The 15,379-nt window shown below is 42.0% G+C and carries 16 protein-coding genes and 1 riboswitch; of the genes, 6 read left to right on the top strand and 10 right to left on the bottom strand.

From position 1 onward, the window contains the following. Window positions 1-6 precede the first annotated feature (6 nt). The 4 genes from EZ456_RS00805 to EZ456_RS00790 are packed head-to-tail and all read left to right on the top strand — an operon-like array spanning window position 7 to window position 3,771. Window positions 7-960, top strand: coding sequence for an LLM class flavin-dependent oxidoreductase (locus EZ456_RS00805; RefSeq protein WP_131526436.1), 954 nt, complete (start codon window positions 7-9; stop codon window positions 958-960). Window positions 961-975: 15 nt separating this feature from the next. Beyond that, window positions 976-3,180, top strand: coding sequence for a peptidase domain-containing ABC transporter (locus EZ456_RS00800; RefSeq protein WP_131526435.1), 2,205 nt, complete (start codon window positions 976-978; stop codon window positions 3,178-3,180). A gap of 1 nt (window position 3,181) precedes the next feature. After that, window positions 3,182-3,361, top strand: coding sequence for a hypothetical protein (locus tag EZ456_RS00795; protein WP_131526433.1), 180 nt, complete (start codon window positions 3,182-3,184; stop codon window positions 3,359-3,361). Between the two features lie 41 nt (window positions 3,362-3,402). Beyond that, the gene (locus EZ456_RS00790) at window positions 3,403-3,771 is read left to right on the top strand and encodes a hypothetical protein (protein WP_131526431.1); all 369 of its coding nucleotides are present in this window, start codon (window positions 3,403-3,405) and stop codon (window positions 3,769-3,771) included. Window positions 3,772-4,063: 292 nt separating this feature from the next. Here EZ456_RS00790 and moeB read toward each other — a convergent pair whose 3' ends face one another. From moeB to thiS, 7 genes are read right to left on the bottom strand one after another with little or no spacing between them, the layout of a single operon-like run. Beyond that, on the bottom strand, window positions 4,064-5,107 hold the full coding sequence (gene moeB, locus EZ456_RS00785) for a HesA/MoeB/ThiF family protein (protein WP_131526428.1): 1,044 nt from the start codon (window positions 5,105-5,107) through the stop codon (window positions 4,064-4,066). After that, window positions 5,101-6,225 (bottom strand): 2-iminoacetate synthase ThiH, encoded by a 1,125-nt coding sequence (thiH, locus tag EZ456_RS00780; protein WP_131526426.1) that lies wholly within the window; start codon window positions 6,223-6,225, stop codon window positions 5,101-5,103. Before thiH ends, moeB begins: the two co-directional genes overlap by 7 nt. After that, window positions 6,212-6,982 carry a thiazole synthase gene (locus tag EZ456_RS00775; protein ID WP_131526424.1) on the bottom strand — a complete coding sequence of 257 codons (771 nt, stop codon included), beginning with the start codon at window positions 6,980-6,982 and terminating at the stop codon, window positions 6,212-6,214. The genes thiH and EZ456_RS00775 overlap by 14 nt, the downstream gene beginning before the upstream one ends. Window positions 6,983-6,992: 10 nt before the next feature. Then, window positions 6,993-7,628: a thiamine phosphate synthase gene (locus tag EZ456_RS00770; RefSeq protein WP_131526422.1), complete on the bottom strand. Its 636-nt coding sequence runs from the start codon at window positions 7,626-7,628 to the stop codon at window positions 6,993-6,995. Between the two features lie 10 nt (window positions 7,629-7,638). Then, window positions 7,639-8,241 (bottom strand): thiamine phosphate synthase, encoded by a 603-nt coding sequence (locus EZ456_RS00765; RefSeq protein WP_131526420.1) that lies wholly within the window; start codon window positions 8,239-8,241, stop codon window positions 7,639-7,641. Window positions 8,242-8,247: 6 nt separating this feature from the next. After that, entirely contained in the window at window positions 8,248-10,131 is a 1,884-nt protein-coding gene (thiC, locus tag EZ456_RS00760) for a phosphomethylpyrimidine synthase ThiC (protein WP_131526418.1), read from the bottom strand. Between the two features lie 11 nt (window positions 10,132-10,142). Next, window positions 10,143-10,346: a sulfur carrier protein ThiS gene (gene thiS, locus EZ456_RS00755; RefSeq protein WP_131526416.1), complete on the bottom strand. Its 204-nt coding sequence runs from the start codon at window positions 10,344-10,346 to the stop codon at window positions 10,143-10,145. A gap of 61 nt (window positions 10,347-10,407) precedes the next feature. Beyond that, a riboswitch (TPP riboswitch) is annotated at window positions 10,408-10,496 on the bottom strand. Window positions 10,497-10,918: 422 nt separating this feature from the next. Here thiS and EZ456_RS00750 point away from each other — a divergent pair. Beyond that, the gene (locus tag EZ456_RS00750; protein WP_131526414.1) at window positions 10,919-12,220 is read left to right on the top strand and encodes a leucine-rich repeat-containing protein kinase family protein; all 1,302 of its coding nucleotides are present in this window, start codon (window positions 10,919-10,921) and stop codon (window positions 12,218-12,220) included. Between the two features lie 211 nt (window positions 12,221-12,431). Here EZ456_RS00750 and EZ456_RS00745 read toward each other — a convergent pair whose 3' ends face one another. From EZ456_RS00745 to EZ456_RS00735, 3 genes are all read right to left on the bottom strand, one after another. After that, on the bottom strand, window positions 12,432-12,857 hold the full coding sequence (locus EZ456_RS00745) for a VOC family protein (RefSeq protein WP_131526412.1): 426 nt from the start codon (window positions 12,855-12,857) through the stop codon (window positions 12,432-12,434). 555 nt (window positions 12,858-13,412) lie between these two features. Continuing rightward, window positions 13,413-13,844: a DoxX family membrane protein gene (locus tag EZ456_RS00740; protein ID WP_131526410.1), complete on the bottom strand. Its 432-nt coding sequence runs from the start codon at window positions 13,842-13,844 to the stop codon at window positions 13,413-13,415. Window positions 13,845-13,964: 120 nt separating this feature from the next. Next, window positions 13,965-14,831: an aldose 1-epimerase family protein gene (locus tag EZ456_RS00735; RefSeq protein ID WP_131526408.1), complete on the bottom strand. Its 867-nt coding sequence runs from the start codon at window positions 14,829-14,831 to the stop codon at window positions 13,965-13,967. A gap of 153 nt (window positions 14,832-14,984) precedes the next feature. Here EZ456_RS00735 and EZ456_RS00730 point away from each other — a divergent pair, with 153 nt between their 5' ends. After that, window positions 14,985-15,314 (top strand): hypothetical protein, encoded by a 330-nt coding sequence (locus EZ456_RS00730; protein WP_131526406.1) that lies wholly within the window; start codon window positions 14,985-14,987, stop codon window positions 15,312-15,314. Window positions 15,315-15,379: the final 65 nt, after the last annotated feature.

The following is a 15,379-nucleotide window of genomic DNA, read 5'->3' as shown; positions in this document are numbered from 1 at the left end:
AAGGTTATGAGTATTAAAAAAATTGGGTTGATGGATTTTGGTACAAGATCCAAAACAATGGATAGCCTATCCATTATCGAAAGCATTATTGATGATGCAGTACTTGCAGAAAAACTGGGTTTTTACCGGCTGTGGTATGGAGAGCATTTTATCACTTCGGCCAATTCGCCCTGGTTCAGCCCAGATATGCTTTTGCCCCTGATATGTGGAAATACCAATAGCATACGTGTTGGTGTAGCAGGTGTATTGGTAGGTTATACCGCTCCTATCAGAACGGCATCGGGCTATAAAATGTTAAATAATTTATTCAATAACCGCATTGATGTGGGTTTTGCAAAGGGTACGCCAGGCGGTAATTTTTTGCCATACTTTAGCCAGCCAAAAATTAACAGTTTCGAAGAAGGTATGCAGCACATCCAGAACCAGGTTGCAGCCATAAGCAGTTTATTGTATAACGAAGAGGAGCATGTAAAAAATGGAATAATCTTATCTCCGTACAAAGGGGCTATTCCTTCCCTTTGGAATTTGGGGGGCTCACCAAATAGCTATCAAGCCAGTTTAGCCAACCAGTTAAACTGCTCTAGAACGCTTTTTCATAAAGGTGTAAACTTAGAAAAAGGGCTGGATAACCTAAAAGCCTACCGTGAAGATTTTTACAAACAATACGGCCGTTTACCAGAGGTTAATATTGCTTTGGCTGGTTTTACAAGCCCTAGTAAAGCCAAAAGAAAGGAGGTTGTGGCACTTTCTGAAGCAGAATTCGATTTCGTAGAACCTGCAACCAGACTATGCTGCGAACCTCAGGAACTGTTCGATAAGATGTCTGCCTATGCGGAGCAGTATGATGCAGACGAGGTCATATTCTTCGATATAGCCCGCGACCCTGACGACAGAAGGGAAAGTATGGCCTGGATCAGCGAGGTTTTTGGAATGAAAAATAAACAACAGTTAGTGGCTTAATTAAAAAATCTACCCATGCTTAAACTAAACTACCGACCATCGATCCCCATATACCGGCAATTGGAAACAAAAGATTGCGGACCAACCTGCCTGCTCATGGTTTTACGTTATTACGGAAAATCGTATACTTTAAATACCATTAGGCAGGCCTGCAGGGTAAACCGTGACGGAAGCACCTTTTTGGGACTTAAAATCGCAGCAGAAAAGTTTGGCATGAATGCCATATGTGTAAAACTGCATTATGATGATCTGATCAATGACGACATTTGGCCTGCAATTATTCACTGGAAAGCCAATCACTTTGTGGTATTAAAAAAGCTTAGCAAAGACGAGGCTGTAATTATAGATCCGGCTCAAGGGAAAATAAAACTCGGCCGTGCCGAATTTCTGGAGCACTGGAATGCGGTGGAACAAAAAGGATATGCACTTATTTTAGAGCCAGATGCAGATTTGGAACAACTGAGCCAGGATGAGCAGCAAGCACAAACAAATGTGAGTTTCTGGAAACTGTTGGGTTATTTAAAGAAACACAAAACACTTATTTCTCAATTATTGTTGGGCCTGGTTGCAAGTTCTATTTTAGAACTGAGCCTGCCTTTTTTTAGTAAGCTCCTTATTGATAAAGGAATTAAACTTAAAGAGGTAAATATTATTTATCTGGTGCTTTTGGGTCAGGTTGTAGTATTCGCATCCAAATCTTTTATCGAATTTGTACGGTCGTGGATTTTGTTGTTTGTTAGTGTACGGGTGAATCTGAATATTTTAGTCAGTTTTTTTATTAAACTGTTAAACTTGCCCCTTTCCTTTTTCGAAACGCGTAAACAGGGCGATGTAATGCAACGGGTTAACGACCATACCCGGATAGAGAATTTTCTCACCAGTAACACCCTAACCACTGTATTTTCTTGTTTCAATATCTGTGTGCTCAGTATAATCCTCTTCCATTTTAGCAGTATATTGTTTTTGATTTTTGCCGGGAGCAGCATCTTGTATGTGGGCTGGGTATTTTTATTCTTTAATAAACGCAGACAGATAGATCAGAAAAGATTTGAGGTAAACTCTTCTGTTCAGAGCAAAATTGTACAGCTCATTGAGGGTTTTCAGGACATCAAGATCAGTAACTCTGCCGATCAGAAAAGATGGGAATGGGAATCGCTTATTGTAAAAGAATTTAAGGTAAGGGTAAAAGGGCTTACCTATAATCAATACCAACAGGCAGGCTCACTGGTGATTACTGAAATGCGTAATATCGGGATTACATTTGTAGCTGCTTTTATGACCTTGCGGGGCGAAATCAGCTTGGGGAGTCTTTTCGCCATCCAGTTTATTGTTGGTCAGTTAATTGCCCCTATCGAATCGTTAATTTTCTTTTTACAGTCCTATCAGGATACCAAAATGAGCTTAGAGCGGTTAAATGAAATCCATGATATTCCGGATGAGCAGACAGAAACCGCTCAGCGCGTACAGATAGATCATTTAATTGGAGACATTTCGATACAAAACCTGCAGTTTAGCTATCCGGGATTTGAAAATAAAGCTGTTTTTAAGAGCCTGGATCTGGTGATCCCAAAAGGGAAAATTACAGCGATTGTTGGGTTGAGCGGAAGCGGTAAAACGACTCTGCTAAAGCTTTTACTGAAATTATATGAACCAACCGGTGGAACAATCCATATTGGAACCGAGCAGTTGGATCATATTGATGTTAAACAGTGGCGAAGCCTTTGTGGTACGGTTTTACAGGATGGATTTATTTTCTCTGATACCATTGCCAAGAACATTGCACTGGGTTTTGAAGAGATACATGAAGGCCGGCTCCATGATGCTATTAAAATGGCCAACATAGGCGATTTCGTTTACAACTTACCAAAGGGAGTAGAAACTGAAATCGGAATTGGTGCGAACGGAATATCGCAGGGGCAACGGCAACGTTTGTTAATCGCTCGGGCAGTGTATAAAAATCCTGAACTTTTGCTGTTTGATGAGGCCACAAATGCGCTCGATTCTAACAACGAACAAACCATTATGAACAACCTCAGAGATTTTTTTGATAACAGAACCGTAGTTATTGTTGCCCATAGGTTAAGCACGATTAAAAATGCCGACCAGATATTTGTGATGGAATATGGCAGGATACTGGAATCGGGAAACCATGAAACGCTAATGAAAAATAAAGGAGCCTACTTTAATTTAATCAATAATCAACTCGAGAAAATAAAATAACATGGAAATATTAGATAAAATGAGCCCGGAGATCAGGCATATCCTTAACAAGAAGCCAAAGGGGATTGTACGTTTTGGTTCTGGCTTTATGCTAATTGTTATAATCGTTACGGGGTTAGCTTACCTGTTTAAAGAAGATATTAAAGTTTTAAGTATTTTTCAATATTTCGGTTATAAGTAAACACTTAGAGCGCTACATCATTATAAACAAATTAAAATATCATGCAGAAATATATAATTTTTATCGCTCTGATTATACTTTTAAGTGCCTGCTCTTATGGTACATACGAGCTGAACAAAGGTCTTCTTAATATAGAAACAAAACCGAGCTACAATGTAACCTATAATGTGTTGGCGAGTAATAATGCCAGCATCTCTTATACCGATGAGAGCGGAAGCCAGAAGATTTTGGAAAAGATTTCTGGTGACTGGGAAAAGAATATAGTGCTTAAATCCGGGCAAAAGGTGCAGTTTATTGTCGATTCGAAAGATAAACAGTTGTCATCGGTTTTAGTCGATCAAAAAGCAATTTCTACGATCAGTAAAACAGGTAAAACCGCACATTATAGTCTTAGTTTTGTATTGCCATAGGTTAGGCGGTTAGTTGAAGTATGGAGTCGATTTGAGGATTTTAAGGGTTGTACTAACGCTACGCCGATCAGCTTAAGATTTTTTGCCACAGAATACACAGAATCTTAGTTGGAGTTTGGCATCTATTAACAAATACTCCCTCGCGATCGTCATCCTGAGCAGAGTCGAAGGATCTTTGAGGATGAACAAACGCCGCGCCGGTCAGCGTAATCTGTGAGAGATTTTTTGCCACGGAAGGACAGACCACATGGAATCTTAGTTGGAGTTTGGTATCAATTACCGATTTAAACAATTAACCAAAGATACCTCCTTTTAAACTATACACCTCACCTTGATAAATCCCGCTCAACAACTGTACAGCCATTTTGCTTCTTTGCCCGGTTTGGCAATAACACACTACTTTTTTGTTTTTTGGGATAGCGGTAAGCGATGCTGTTAACTCGTATAACGGAAGGTTGATGCCTCCAATACTGTCGTCTTCATGTTCGTAGCTTTCGCGTACATCGATTAAAAAAACTTCGTCAGCATTGGTTTCCAGCCAGTTATCCAATGTTGTTTTATCGATTTCTGATATGGCTTTATCGGTTTTGGCGGGCGCTGGTTTTGCGGTATCAGTTGGTTTTTTTGAGGCAATTTTAAATATCAATACCGCATTGTTCAATGCATTAACGGTCATCAGTTTGCCCGAAAGTGTTTCGCCAATGCCGCAGATTAATTTTATGGCTTCGTTGGCCATGTACAAACCAATTAGGCCAGGTAAAATGCCAATTACCCCTCCTTCTACACAGTTAATATTTTCAGTTGGTGGTGCCGGATAGAGGTCTCTATAGTTTGCGCTGCCCTGGTGGTTAAATACGGCCACTTGTCCTTCAAACTGTAAAATAGACCCGAAAATAAGTGTTTTGCCCAAAGCCACGCAGGTATCGTTCACTAAGTAACGGGTGGTAAAATTATCCGAACAATCGATCACCAGATCATAATCCTGACAGATATGTCCAGCCCGTTCAGCCGTAAAGCGCTCATGGTAAGCGGTCAGTCGAATATGCGGGTTAAGCATGGCCAGTTTCGCTGCCGCCACCTGTGCCTTCGGCTGACCAATATCGGTGTGGTTATATAAAATCTGCCGGTGTAAATTGCTTAGCTCCACTACATCATCATCGATAATGCCAATTTCGCCCACCCCAGCCGCTGCCAGGTATTGCAGCATAGGGCAGCCCAAGCCACCGGCGCCTATTACCAGTACTTTGGCGGCTTTTAGTTTTTCTTGCCCTGCTAAGCCTAGCTCGGGCAAGATCATTTGCCTGATGTAGCGGTTTAGTTCTTCTTTTACTAACATGATTTGCTGATCAAACTCATATCCCAATCTTTCCAAATGGGCTCGTAACCCTGTTTTCTGATCATGGCTGCAATTTCCTGTGCCGAGCGTTCATCAGATATTTCGAACTGCTCTAACGATTGCGGTTCTACCTGGTAGCCACCCGGATTGGTTTTAGAACCGGCACTAATGGCGGTAATACCCAACTTAATTACCTGGTTTCTGAAAGCCATGGTTTCGCGGGTAGAGATAGAGAGTTCTACTTCACTATTAAATAAACGGTAAGCGCAGATCAGTTGCACCAATTCCTTATCGTTCATAACCACTTTAGGCTCTAAACCACCGCTAAAAGGCCGTAACCTGGGGAACGAGATGCTGAATTTACTTTGCCAATACTGTTTTTCGAGGTAAGATAGATGTAGGGCCGTAAAAAAAGAATCTGTTCGCCAGTCTTCCAGTCCGATTAAAACACCCAGGCCCATTTTATGGATGCCTGCCTGCCCCAATCGGTCGGGGGTTTCTAAGCGGTATAAAAAGTTAGATTTTTTGCCTTTAGGGTGGTGTTTGCGGTAATCGTCCTGGTGGTAGGTTTCCTGGTAAACCAATACCGTATTTAGCCCGTGCGGAATAAGGGTTTCATAGTCGGCTACATCCAAAGGCTGTACCTCCATGGATATATGGGCAAAATGTGGACTGATGAGGTCTAATACTTTTTTAAAATAATCGGTATGTACACTTTGGTTGGCTTCGCCCGTAACGAGTAAAACATGGTCGTAACCCATCCCTTTAATTACCGCAACTTCTTGCATAATTTCCATCGGATTAAGGGTTCTACGCCGTACCTTATTGTCGTAACTGAAACCACAATAGGTACAAATGTTGTTACACTCGTTGGAGAGGTAGAGGGGGATGTACATCTGGATTACCCTTCCAAAACGATCTAAGGTTAAACGCTGGCTAATTTGCGCCATATCTTCGAGATAGGGCAAAGCCGCAGGCGAAATGAGCGCCTTAAAATCTTCGAGGCTGCGCTGTGTATTGTGGAGCGCCCTTTCTACATCGGCTGCGGTCTTATCGTAAATACTGGCTTTGGTATCGTCCCAGCTGTAAGATTCGAATACCTCGTTAAAACTGTTCATCAAGAAATGCGGTTAGTGGGCTACTGGCTGTAGCGTGATGTTGCTGGCCACCCAGTTTAGATTCGAAGGCCATTCTGCCGGCTTCCACGGCCAGTTTAAATGCAGTGGCCATGTTGGTTGGGTTTTTGGCTATGGCAATTGCGGTATTCACCAAAACGGCATCGGCACCAATTTCCATAGCTTTTGCCGCATCAGACGGTGCACCTATACCGGCATCGATAATTACCGGAACCCTGCTTTGGCTGATGATAATCTCCAAAAAATCGATGGTTCTTAATCCTTTATTACTGCCGATGGGCGAGCCTAATGGCATCACCGCCGCGGTACCCACATCTTCTAAACGTTTACATAAAACCGGGTCGGCATGTATATAAGGCAGCACTACAAAACCGAGTTTAACCAGTTCTTCCGTCGCTTTCAGGGTTTCAATCGGGTCGGGCATCAGGTATTTGGGGTCGGGATGGATTTCTAACTTGATCCAATTGGTTTCTAAGGCTTCGCGTGCCAGCTGTGCGGCAAAAACAGCCTCTTTGGCATTACGCACACCAGAAGTATTGGGCAATAAGTTAATGTGTGGGTGTTTGAGGTGATGGAGGATATCATCATCCTTGCCTTTTAAATCGACACGTTTAAGGGCTACGGTAACCAGTTCGGAGGCCGAGGCAATTAATGCGCTTTCCATTTCCCTGGCCGAACTAAATTTTCCTGTTCCGGTAAAGAGGCGCGAACTGAAGGTTTGATCTGCAATTGTTAACATATCTATGGTTTTAAAGCGAGTGCATGGTGAATTTGCTGTTAATTTCGTGTAGCACAGCCGAAGTTTGGATTTGGTTGGTAAGCGCTGCCGATACTGCAACACCATAAATTCCGGTTTCGAGTATAGCTGGAATATCTGCTGCTTCGATACCGCCTATGGCAATAATCGGAGTATTGATTCCGACCCTTCTTACTTTTTCCATCAATTTATGGTAACCTGCTAAGCCAACTATCGGGCTCAGGTTTTCTTTTGTCCGCGTAAACCTGAAAGGGCCAAGACCAATGTAATCGGCCCCTTCGGCCACTCGTTGTAAAATGTGTTCGAAGGTATTGGCTGTGCCGCCAATGAGCTGTGTAGCGCCGATAATTTTTCTGGCTTCGGCAATGGGCATATCCTGCAAACCCAGGTGTACGCCATAACTGCCCACAGCTTTAGCCAGGTGAGGAAAATCGTTTACGATAAGTTTGGCGCCATACTTTTCGCATAAGGCTTGCGCTGCTTTTGCAAAAGGCAATACTTCGGCTTCAGGTTGGTTTTTAATGCGGAGCTGAATCCATTTTCCGCCAGCTTGAAGTACGGTTTCAATGGCATCTAAATGGGTGCCTGTTCGGGGTGCTTGCGAAATATATTGTAATGGGTGAATCATTTTGATGTTTTTAAAGGGTTTGATGGTGCGCCAGGCAATGGCGCTTCGCTTTTTTAAAATTGCTTAAGGCTTGTGTCGGATCGTTCCAGATAGTACCCAATAGGGCAATACCATCGAAATTCATTTCCTTTACCTGATCGATCTGGTTTAAACCGATGCCGCCTAGCGCAATCAGTTTTGTTTTGCTGTTATGCTTGTTTAAATGAAAACCAGGAGGAATAATCCCCATGTAGCCTGGTTTGGAAAGGCTATTAAATACCGGGCCATAAAAGCTGTAATGGTATGGCGTGATGCGATCTATATCTGATAACTGATGGATAGAAGTGCTCCATATATGCTTTTGAGTCAGGGTATTGGGTGTAATTCTTTTTCTGAAACTTTCGGTATGGTGGATTCTTGTAATGTTATAATCGGTAGCCAGTGTATGGAAATGGTGTAAAGCAATGCGTGGATGATATTCGGGTAAAATTCCTTCCACAATTTTACGGTAATCGGCCTCACCGGCATTTTCCTTCCGCAAATGGAAAACCTGTAAGCCGGCTTCGAAAAGCTGGTTTACAAGATGGCACTCTTCCTTAAAAAGGGTTGGCTTGGCAATTACAATCAGTTCCATTGGCAGTTAAGAATAAATTTCGCTTCCTTTTTGGGTAAACTCTTTCGATTTTTCCTGCATGCCCTGCGCCAAAGCATCTTCTGCTGCTACGCCCTGTTTTGCGGCATACTCCCTTACATCCTGAGTAATTTTCATAGAGCAGAAATTCGGGCCGCACATCGAACAGAAGTGAGCAATTTTGGCGCCTTCTGCAGGTAAAGTTTCATCATGAAACTCTTTTGCGGTATCGGGATCGAGCGAGAGGTTAAACTGATCTTCCCACCTAAATTCGAACCTGGCCTTACTCAAAGCATTATCACGGTATTGCGCACCTGGGTGGCCTTTGGCTAAATCGGCCGCATGGGCAGCAATTTTATAGGTGACTACCCCATCTTTAACATCCTTTTTGTTGGGTAAGCCTAAGTGTTCTTTCGGGGTTACATAACAGAGCATCGCTGTTCCAAACCAGCCGATCATGGCTGCACCAATGGCCGAGGTAATGTGGTCGTAACCCGGAGCAATATCGATAGTTAAAGGGCCTAAAGTGTAAAAAGGAGCTTCGCCACAATGTTCGAGCTGTTTTTCCATATTGGCTTTAATCAGGTGCATGGGTACGTGCCCAGGCCCCTCTATAATGGTTTGTACATCATGTTTCCAGGCTATTTTGGTGAGTTCGCCAAGCGTTTCAAGCTCCGAAAACTGTGCGGCATCATTCGCATCGGCAATGCAACCAGGCCTTAAGCCATCGCCTAACGAAAAGGCTACATCATAAGCTTTCATAATTTCGCAGATCTCCTCAAAATGGGTATACAGGAAGTTTTCTTTGTGATGGGCCAGGCACCATTTGGCCATAATTGATCCGCCTCGTGAAACAATACCTGTAATCCTTTTAGCGGTTAAAGGCACATAACGAAGCAGTACACCGGCATGGATGGTAAAATAATCTACTCCTTGTTCGGCCTGCTCAATTAAAGTATCGCGGAAGATTTCCCAGGTAAGGTCTTCGGCTTTTCCATTTACTTTTTCTAAAGCCTGGTAAATAGGAACGGTACCGATAGGCACAGGCGAATTGCGGATAATCCATTCGCGGGTTTCGTGGATGTTTTTCCCTGTTGATAAATCCATAATGGTATCGGCTCCCCAGCGGCAGGCCCAAACAGCTTTTTCTACTTCTTCTTCGATAGTAGAGGTTACGGCCGAGTTACCGATATTGGCGTTAATTTTCACCAGAAAGTTTCGGCCAATAATCATGGGCTCTAGTTCGGGGTGATTGATATTGCAGGGGATTACCGCCCTGCCGGCCGCTACCTCTGCCCTTACAAATTCGGGTGTGATGTAGCCTTTAGGGGTATTTGCGCCAAAGCTATTGCCCTGGTGCTGGTGGTTCATTACATCGTGCTGCTCGCCTAATTGCGCATTCAGCAGTTCAATCTGTTGGTTTTCCCTGATGGCGATATATTCCATTTCGGCTGTAATGATCCCTTTTTTGGCATAGTGCATTTGCGATACGTTGGCGCCAGCCTGCGCTTTGTAAGGTTTGTTGATGAAGTTAAAGCGTAAGGCATCAAGCTTCTCGTCGGCCAGGCGCTGTTGGCCATAGGCAGAAGATAGTTGGGGCAATTCTACCACATCGAGCCTGTCTTTTATCCATTGCTCCCTAAGCCGTGGTAAGCCTTTTTTTACATCGATAACGGCATTAGGATCGGTATATGGGCCACTGGTATCGTAAACGGTTACAGGCGGATTAGGCTCGGTTAAGCCAAAGCCGTTATGGATTTTGGTTTCCGATAAATGGATTTCACGCATGGCCACCTGGATATCGTGGATTTTTCCAGGTACAAATATCTTGCGCGAGGCCGGGAAAGGGCTGCGGCTAATCACTTCTTGGTTTGGAGTTTTTTCTTGTTTCATTGGTAGGTTATTTATCCGCCTTGAGTGGCTTTAATGAGTATAATCTGATCGCCAGGATTTAGCACATGCCTATCCCAATCAGATTTTGAAATGATGGTTTGGTTTACGGCTATAGCAAGGCCATCCGTTTCTGAAAAGAGCACAAGAGCAAGCATCTGTTCGATAGAGCAGGCTTCGTTAAGCAAATAATTTTGATTGTTTATAGTTACTTCCATATTTAAAAAAAATTGGAAAAACTATAGAGATTGCCCCGCAATGGGGTCGAAAAGACAGCAATTTATTGCTTTCACTTTTCCCTTCGGCAGTACTAACTGCATCAGGTTCAAAGGGTATTTCTCAGCACGTAGGCACCCCTAAAGTTTTTGTAAATATATAGGATTAAATTTCTATTGCAAATAAAAAAATGAAAGAAGGTTTTTATGAAAGAAAGATATGCTGGGGTTTATTGTTACTGCTTATTGGTATTTGAGTTGTGGAGAAAGGATAGATATAGATAAAATCTATGTATTTATGTTTATGATATAGAGGGATCTGGTTAATTGTTTAAATTGGTGCTAGAGCAGGATGGCGTGGGGATTATATTATTGGCACTAACCTTTCATTATAAACCTGATGGCAGTGGATGCCGATTCTTCATCGGCTGAAACGGATAGCGGGACCACTTCATCCCATGGAATACTGACATTCATTTCCAAAACCTAAAAGCGCTTCAAAGGTTGATCTACTCCGAACTCCCGACTTAAGAAAAACCCCTATCTTCGCTACCAATAAACTAGAACCTTAATACATGCAAAGCCTGTTAGCATTACAAAGCGGAAAACTTAAAGGAGCGGTATCGTTGAAGCTATCAGAAGATCTTCGCTCTTTTCCTGAAGAAATATTCGATCTGGCCGATACGCTGGAAGTATTGGATCTTTCTTTTAATAAGCTTAGTGCCCTGCCGGAAGATTTTGGCCGGTTAAAGAAATTGAAGATTTTCTTCTGTTCCGAAAACCTTTTCACGGTTATGCCTGAGGTACTAGCCGATTGCCCTTTGTTGGATATTGTAGGTTTTAAATCCAACCAGATTAAAACGGTGCCTGCAAAATCGCTCAATCCTAATCTTCGCTGGCTGATTTTAACAAACAACAATATTACCGAATTACCAAAAGAAATTGGACAGTGTATGCGCATGCAAAAGCTGATGTTATCGGGTAACCGTTTGGCGCAATTGCCCGATGAATTAAGCCGCTGCCAAAATTTATCGTTATTGCGGATAGCCGCTAATAAATTGCATGAGTTACCAGAGTGGATTGCCACTATGCCTAAACTTTCGTGGATTGCATTTTCGGGGAACAACTTTAGTAAAACGCCTGCTGTAGAAACACTTTCGTTAATTAATTGGCATGATTTAGAGATTAATCATTTATTGGGTGAAGGTGCTTCGGGTATTATTTCAAAAGCAAACCGGACTATTGGTGATGAAACTCAAGAGGTAGCCGTTAAAATATTTAAGGGTAATGTAACCAGTGATGGTTTGCCAGAAGATGAAATGACGGCCTATATTGCTGCAGGTTATCACCCTGGTTTGGTTAATTTAATCGGGCAGATTGCCCTGCACCCTGAAGATAAAAAAGGACTGGTGATGGACCTCATTCCTCATCATTTTTATAATCTGGGTAATCCGCCGAGTTTAGAAAGCTGCACCAGGGATGTTTTCCCTGAAGGTATGCAGCTGTCAGAAAAACAGTTGTTAAGCATTGCCAAAACCATCGCATCGTTAGCTGCTCAATTGCACGAGGCAGGGATTATGCATGGCGATTTATATGCACACAATACCCTGATTGATGATGAGGGTAGTACGTTGTTCGGCGATTTCGGTGCTGCAAGTTTTTACGATCAGGCTGATGCTGCACTGGCCCCTGCTTTGGAGCGGATAGAAGTGAGTGCTTATGGTTACCTGCTCGATGATTTACTTTCTTTAAAAAACGAAGCGGTAAGCAGCGCATGTTTGAATGCTTTGAGTGCCCTAAGAGATGCCTGTTTAGTTGCATCGCCATTAAACAGACCTGGTTTTCAGGATTTGGTTAAAGCGTTGGCTAATATTTAAACACAAAATTAGCCCTGATGAAATCGGGGCTTGAATTACTAATCTAATCGTCCCGGATAATCAAACATCGGGCGTCATTGCGAGGAGGAACGACAGCCTGCCCCGACTTTTCGGGGAAGCAATCTTTCCTGCCTACGATAAGATTGCTTCATCCGATGAAAAATCGGCTTCGCAATGACGATGCACCTATAAAGTCTAAGCAGTTGCCCAATTATTGAGCATTGCTAAAATTAACCATCCATTGGATCCCGAACCTGTCTTTAAAGCTACCGAAGTAATCGCCCCAGAACATATCGTCCATGGGCATTTCGATGGTGCCGCCTGCTGAAAGGCCATTGAAAAAGCGATCGGCATCTTCACGGCTATCGACATTCAGATTAATGTACATATTGTTCCCTTCTTTAAGTACATGTCCTGCAGAAGGCACACAATCAGACGCCATTAAAGTTGTGTGCTCATTAATGGGAAGGGCTACATGCATTACACGATTTTTTTCCTCCTTGGTTAATTTGTCCGATTCTGGTGTATTGCCCATTTTTGCAAAGAAGGTAAATTCTCCACCAAAAACCGATTTATAAAAATTAAAAGCTTCTTCGGCCTTGCCGTCGAAGTTTAAGTAAGGATGCATGGTTGCCATAATCTTATTTATTTTGTTTACGACTAAGATACAGCGCTTAGCAATGATAAAATGGGTGTGCTTGAGACAAATGTAAGGGCGTTTTCGACATTGGAAAATTAATGTGATTTCTATGGTTCGGGCTTTATTGTTGTGGCCATAACGCAGCTAATCTATTAGAAAAAGAATTGTTTTAGGTAAAAGAAGTTTTATTCATTCTTAGCGGATTTTTGGGTAAGTTGCTACTTTACAGATGAATAAAACTGAACGGGAATAAATCCTTTATCTTTTTCATATTTGCATCAGGGTATTAAACATTTATTGAAATAATGCTCAATCGTCCCAAAATACTTTCAGATTTGAGTGAACACGTCCTCTTTTGGGGACGTGTTTTTTTTACAAAAAAAGCCTTTCATTGCTGAAAGGCTTCGTGTTTTAATCTAAATCGTCCCGTTGATTTAATTTTAACATTATAAATATAGTTATCAACATGTTAACATCAAATTAAAAGGTAAAAATACCCCTTTATGGGTAGTGGTTTTCACTACACCGTGATAATAAATTTAATGTGGATAATTATTTGCCTGCTGCTATACTCCATTTATAATTGGGCAGCGTTGCCAGCAACAAGCTGGAGGCGCTTACTACGAAAACAGAATAATTAAAAGGGGCCCTGTAATTTGCAAAGATGAACATAGAGATTGCAAAGGCAAGTGTTAGCAAAAAACTACCGATAGCAGCCAACTTAATCTTGTATCCAACGATAAGCAATACCGCAAAAACCAACTCGCCGGCGGTGGCAAGAATAGCCATTACATTGGCTACAGGCCTTGCTAAAAAAGGCATTAAAGCGTTGGTATAATCTAAAAATACCGACCAATTGCCCCATCCAACTGTTGGCGAACCCGGTGTGCCCAGCCAACCAAAGCGGTCCATAACGGGTAGAATAAAACCGATGGCCAAAGCGAGCCGAAGAAATAATTGTGCAAAGTGTGGCGTATTTTTCATCTTGTTAACAGCATTTTGTATTCAATGTGCTGCAATTTAGTGCCTATGTATCGCAACTTTCTTAATCTAGATTAAGAAATGAAGGCTGTTGTGCTATTTTTCCTTAGGCCGGTAACCCATCTAGAAACACTCTACTTCCCAAAACCGCGACCAGTTTTCGCCTGCATCAAGCTTTACTATCCCCTCTTTGCGTGTTAATTCCTGATCGTGGTTAACGCCATCGGCAACCCCGCACCAAGGCTCTAAACAAACAAAGGGTGCATCAGTAGCGGCCCATATACCAAAGAAAGGAAATTCTTCGAAATGGAAATGCAGGCCATAATCGTTTTTGGTGTTGAGCAAACTAATGCAATTGCTTTGCAGGGTTTTAAAAACCAGTGCATCGTTATAAAACAGGTTATGTTTAAGGTTTAACCTGTGGCCACCCAGTTCAATGAGTTGGGTTTCATCGGCCACTAAGCCATCTTCGAGTTTCCAGAAAGTTAATTTTTCATCGCTATTAAAGGCCAGGTAGTAATCTTCGTAAACGGTATTGGGTGTATTGGGCACCGCAAATGCCGGGTGTGCGCCAACTGAGAATAAAAGCTCGGCAGTACCTGTGTTTTTTACCTCGTAGGTTAAGTTCAGCTTTCTATCTATTAATTGATACCTCAGTTTCAACTCGAAATAAAAAGGATATACTTTTAAGGTATCTTTGTTTTGGATTAATGTAAAAACGGCTTCGGTTTCAGTTATTTTTTCGAAATTAAAAACATGATCGCGGGCGAAACCATGGCGTGGTAGTTCGTAGTTTTTACCTTGGTAAGTAAAACTGTTATTTTTTAATGAGCCAACAATAGGAAATAAAACCGGGCTGTGTTTTGCCCAATATTTAGGATTGGCATTCCATAAATATTCTAGCTTGGTTTCTTTACTAAATAAGCCTTGAAGTTCTGCCCCTTTAGCTGCCAGGCTAACTTTTATATAGTCGTTCTCGAGAGTTATCATTACAAGCTAAAAGTAGCAAAAAGATGTGCTTTAAAAATATCTTTTTTATTAATTTTGATCACTACTTAAAGCTTAAGCTAATGAAAAGCTTAATGCACTGTTTATTCTATTACCCGCGCATTTACTTTCGCTCAAAAACAAAATCAGAAACCTATGGCGATTGATTTAACAAAATTATCAAATGCAAAAGTAAAGGCTGCTATTACCGCTTTGCAAAAAGGCGACGAAAAAACATGGTTTCCTTTATTTGATGCTGATGTTTCCTTTTACGACGACGGGAACCAGATGAAATTTAATAATTTCTTTAAGAAAGCGCTGGGACATGAGCGTTTTACCAGTATAGATAAAGTTGAAAACAACGGATTGGAGGTGTATGGCCATTTCCACTCCGACCAATGGGGCGATTTTAAAACCTGTTTTAAATTTCAGCTGAACAAAGAAGGAAAAATAGCGAGGTTGGATATTGGACAAGCCTCTTATTGAGTTTGGAGCCTGGAGCTGGGCGTTTTGAGGTAGATACGACTCCGAACTCAAAACTGCCAACTCTG

Origin of the sequence: Pedobacter psychrodurus (assembly GCF_004331735.1) — a bacterium.
GTDB lineage: Bacteria > Bacteroidota > Bacteroidia > Sphingobacteriales > Sphingobacteriaceae > Pedobacter > Pedobacter psychrodurus.
This window is presented reverse-complemented; position numbering and strand designations above follow the sequence as displayed.

What these genes read in the sequence shown, in the direction of transcription:
- EZ456_RS00805 (WP_131526436.1), top strand. Translation starts at nt 7, where the DNA reads ATGAGTATTAAAAAAATTGGGTTGATGGATTTTGGTACAAGATCCAAA.
- EZ456_RS00800 (WP_131526435.1), top strand. Translation starts at nt 976, where the DNA reads ATGCTTAAACTAAACTACCGACCATCGATCCCCATATACCGGCAATTG.
- EZ456_RS00795 (WP_131526433.1), top strand. Translation starts at nt 3,182, where the DNA reads ATGGAAATATTAGATAAAATGAGCCCGGAGATCAGGCATATCCTTAAC.
- EZ456_RS00790 (WP_131526431.1), top strand. Translation starts at nt 3,403, where the DNA reads ATGCAGAAATATATAATTTTTATCGCTCTGATTATACTTTTAAGTGCC.
- moeB (WP_131526428.1), bottom strand. Translation starts at nt 5,107, where the DNA reads ATGTTAGTAAAAGAAGAACTAAACCGCTACATCAGGCAAATGATCTTG.
- thiH (WP_131526426.1), bottom strand. Translation starts at nt 6,225, where the DNA reads ATGAACAGTTTTAACGAGGTATTCGAATCTTACAGCTGGGACGATACC.
- EZ456_RS00775 (WP_131526424.1), bottom strand. Translation starts at nt 6,982, where the DNA reads ATGTTAACAATTGCAGATCAAACCTTCAGTTCGCGCCTCTTTACCGGA.
- EZ456_RS00770 (WP_131526422.1), bottom strand. Translation starts at nt 7,628, where the DNA reads ATGATTCACCCATTACAATATATTTCGCAAGCACCCCGAACAGGCACC.
- EZ456_RS00765 (WP_131526420.1), bottom strand. Translation starts at nt 8,241, where the DNA reads ATGGAACTGATTGTAATTGCCAAGCCAACCCTTTTTAAGGAAGAGTGC.
- thiC (WP_131526418.1), bottom strand. Translation starts at nt 10,131, where the DNA reads ATGAAACAAGAAAAAACTCCAAACCAAGAAGTGATTAGCCGCAGCCCT.
- thiS (WP_131526416.1), bottom strand. Translation starts at nt 10,346, where the DNA reads ATGGAAGTAACTATAAACAATCAAAATTATTTGCTTAACGAAGCCTGC.
- EZ456_RS00750 (WP_131526414.1), top strand. Translation starts at nt 10,919, where the DNA reads ATGCAAAGCCTGTTAGCATTACAAAGCGGAAAACTTAAAGGAGCGGTA.
- EZ456_RS00745 (WP_131526412.1), bottom strand. Translation starts at nt 12,857, where the DNA reads ATGGCAACCATGCATCCTTACTTAAACTTCGACGGCAAGGCCGAAGAA.
- EZ456_RS00740 (WP_131526410.1), bottom strand. Translation starts at nt 13,844, where the DNA reads ATGAAAAATACGCCACACTTTGCACAATTATTTCTTCGGCTCGCTTTG.
- EZ456_RS00735 (WP_131526408.1), bottom strand. Translation starts at nt 14,831, where the DNA reads ATGATAACTCTCGAGAACGACTATATAAAAGTTAGCCTGGCAGCTAAA.
- EZ456_RS00730 (WP_131526406.1), top strand. Translation starts at nt 14,985, where the DNA reads ATGGCGATTGATTTAACAAAATTATCAAATGCAAAAGTAAAGGCTGCT.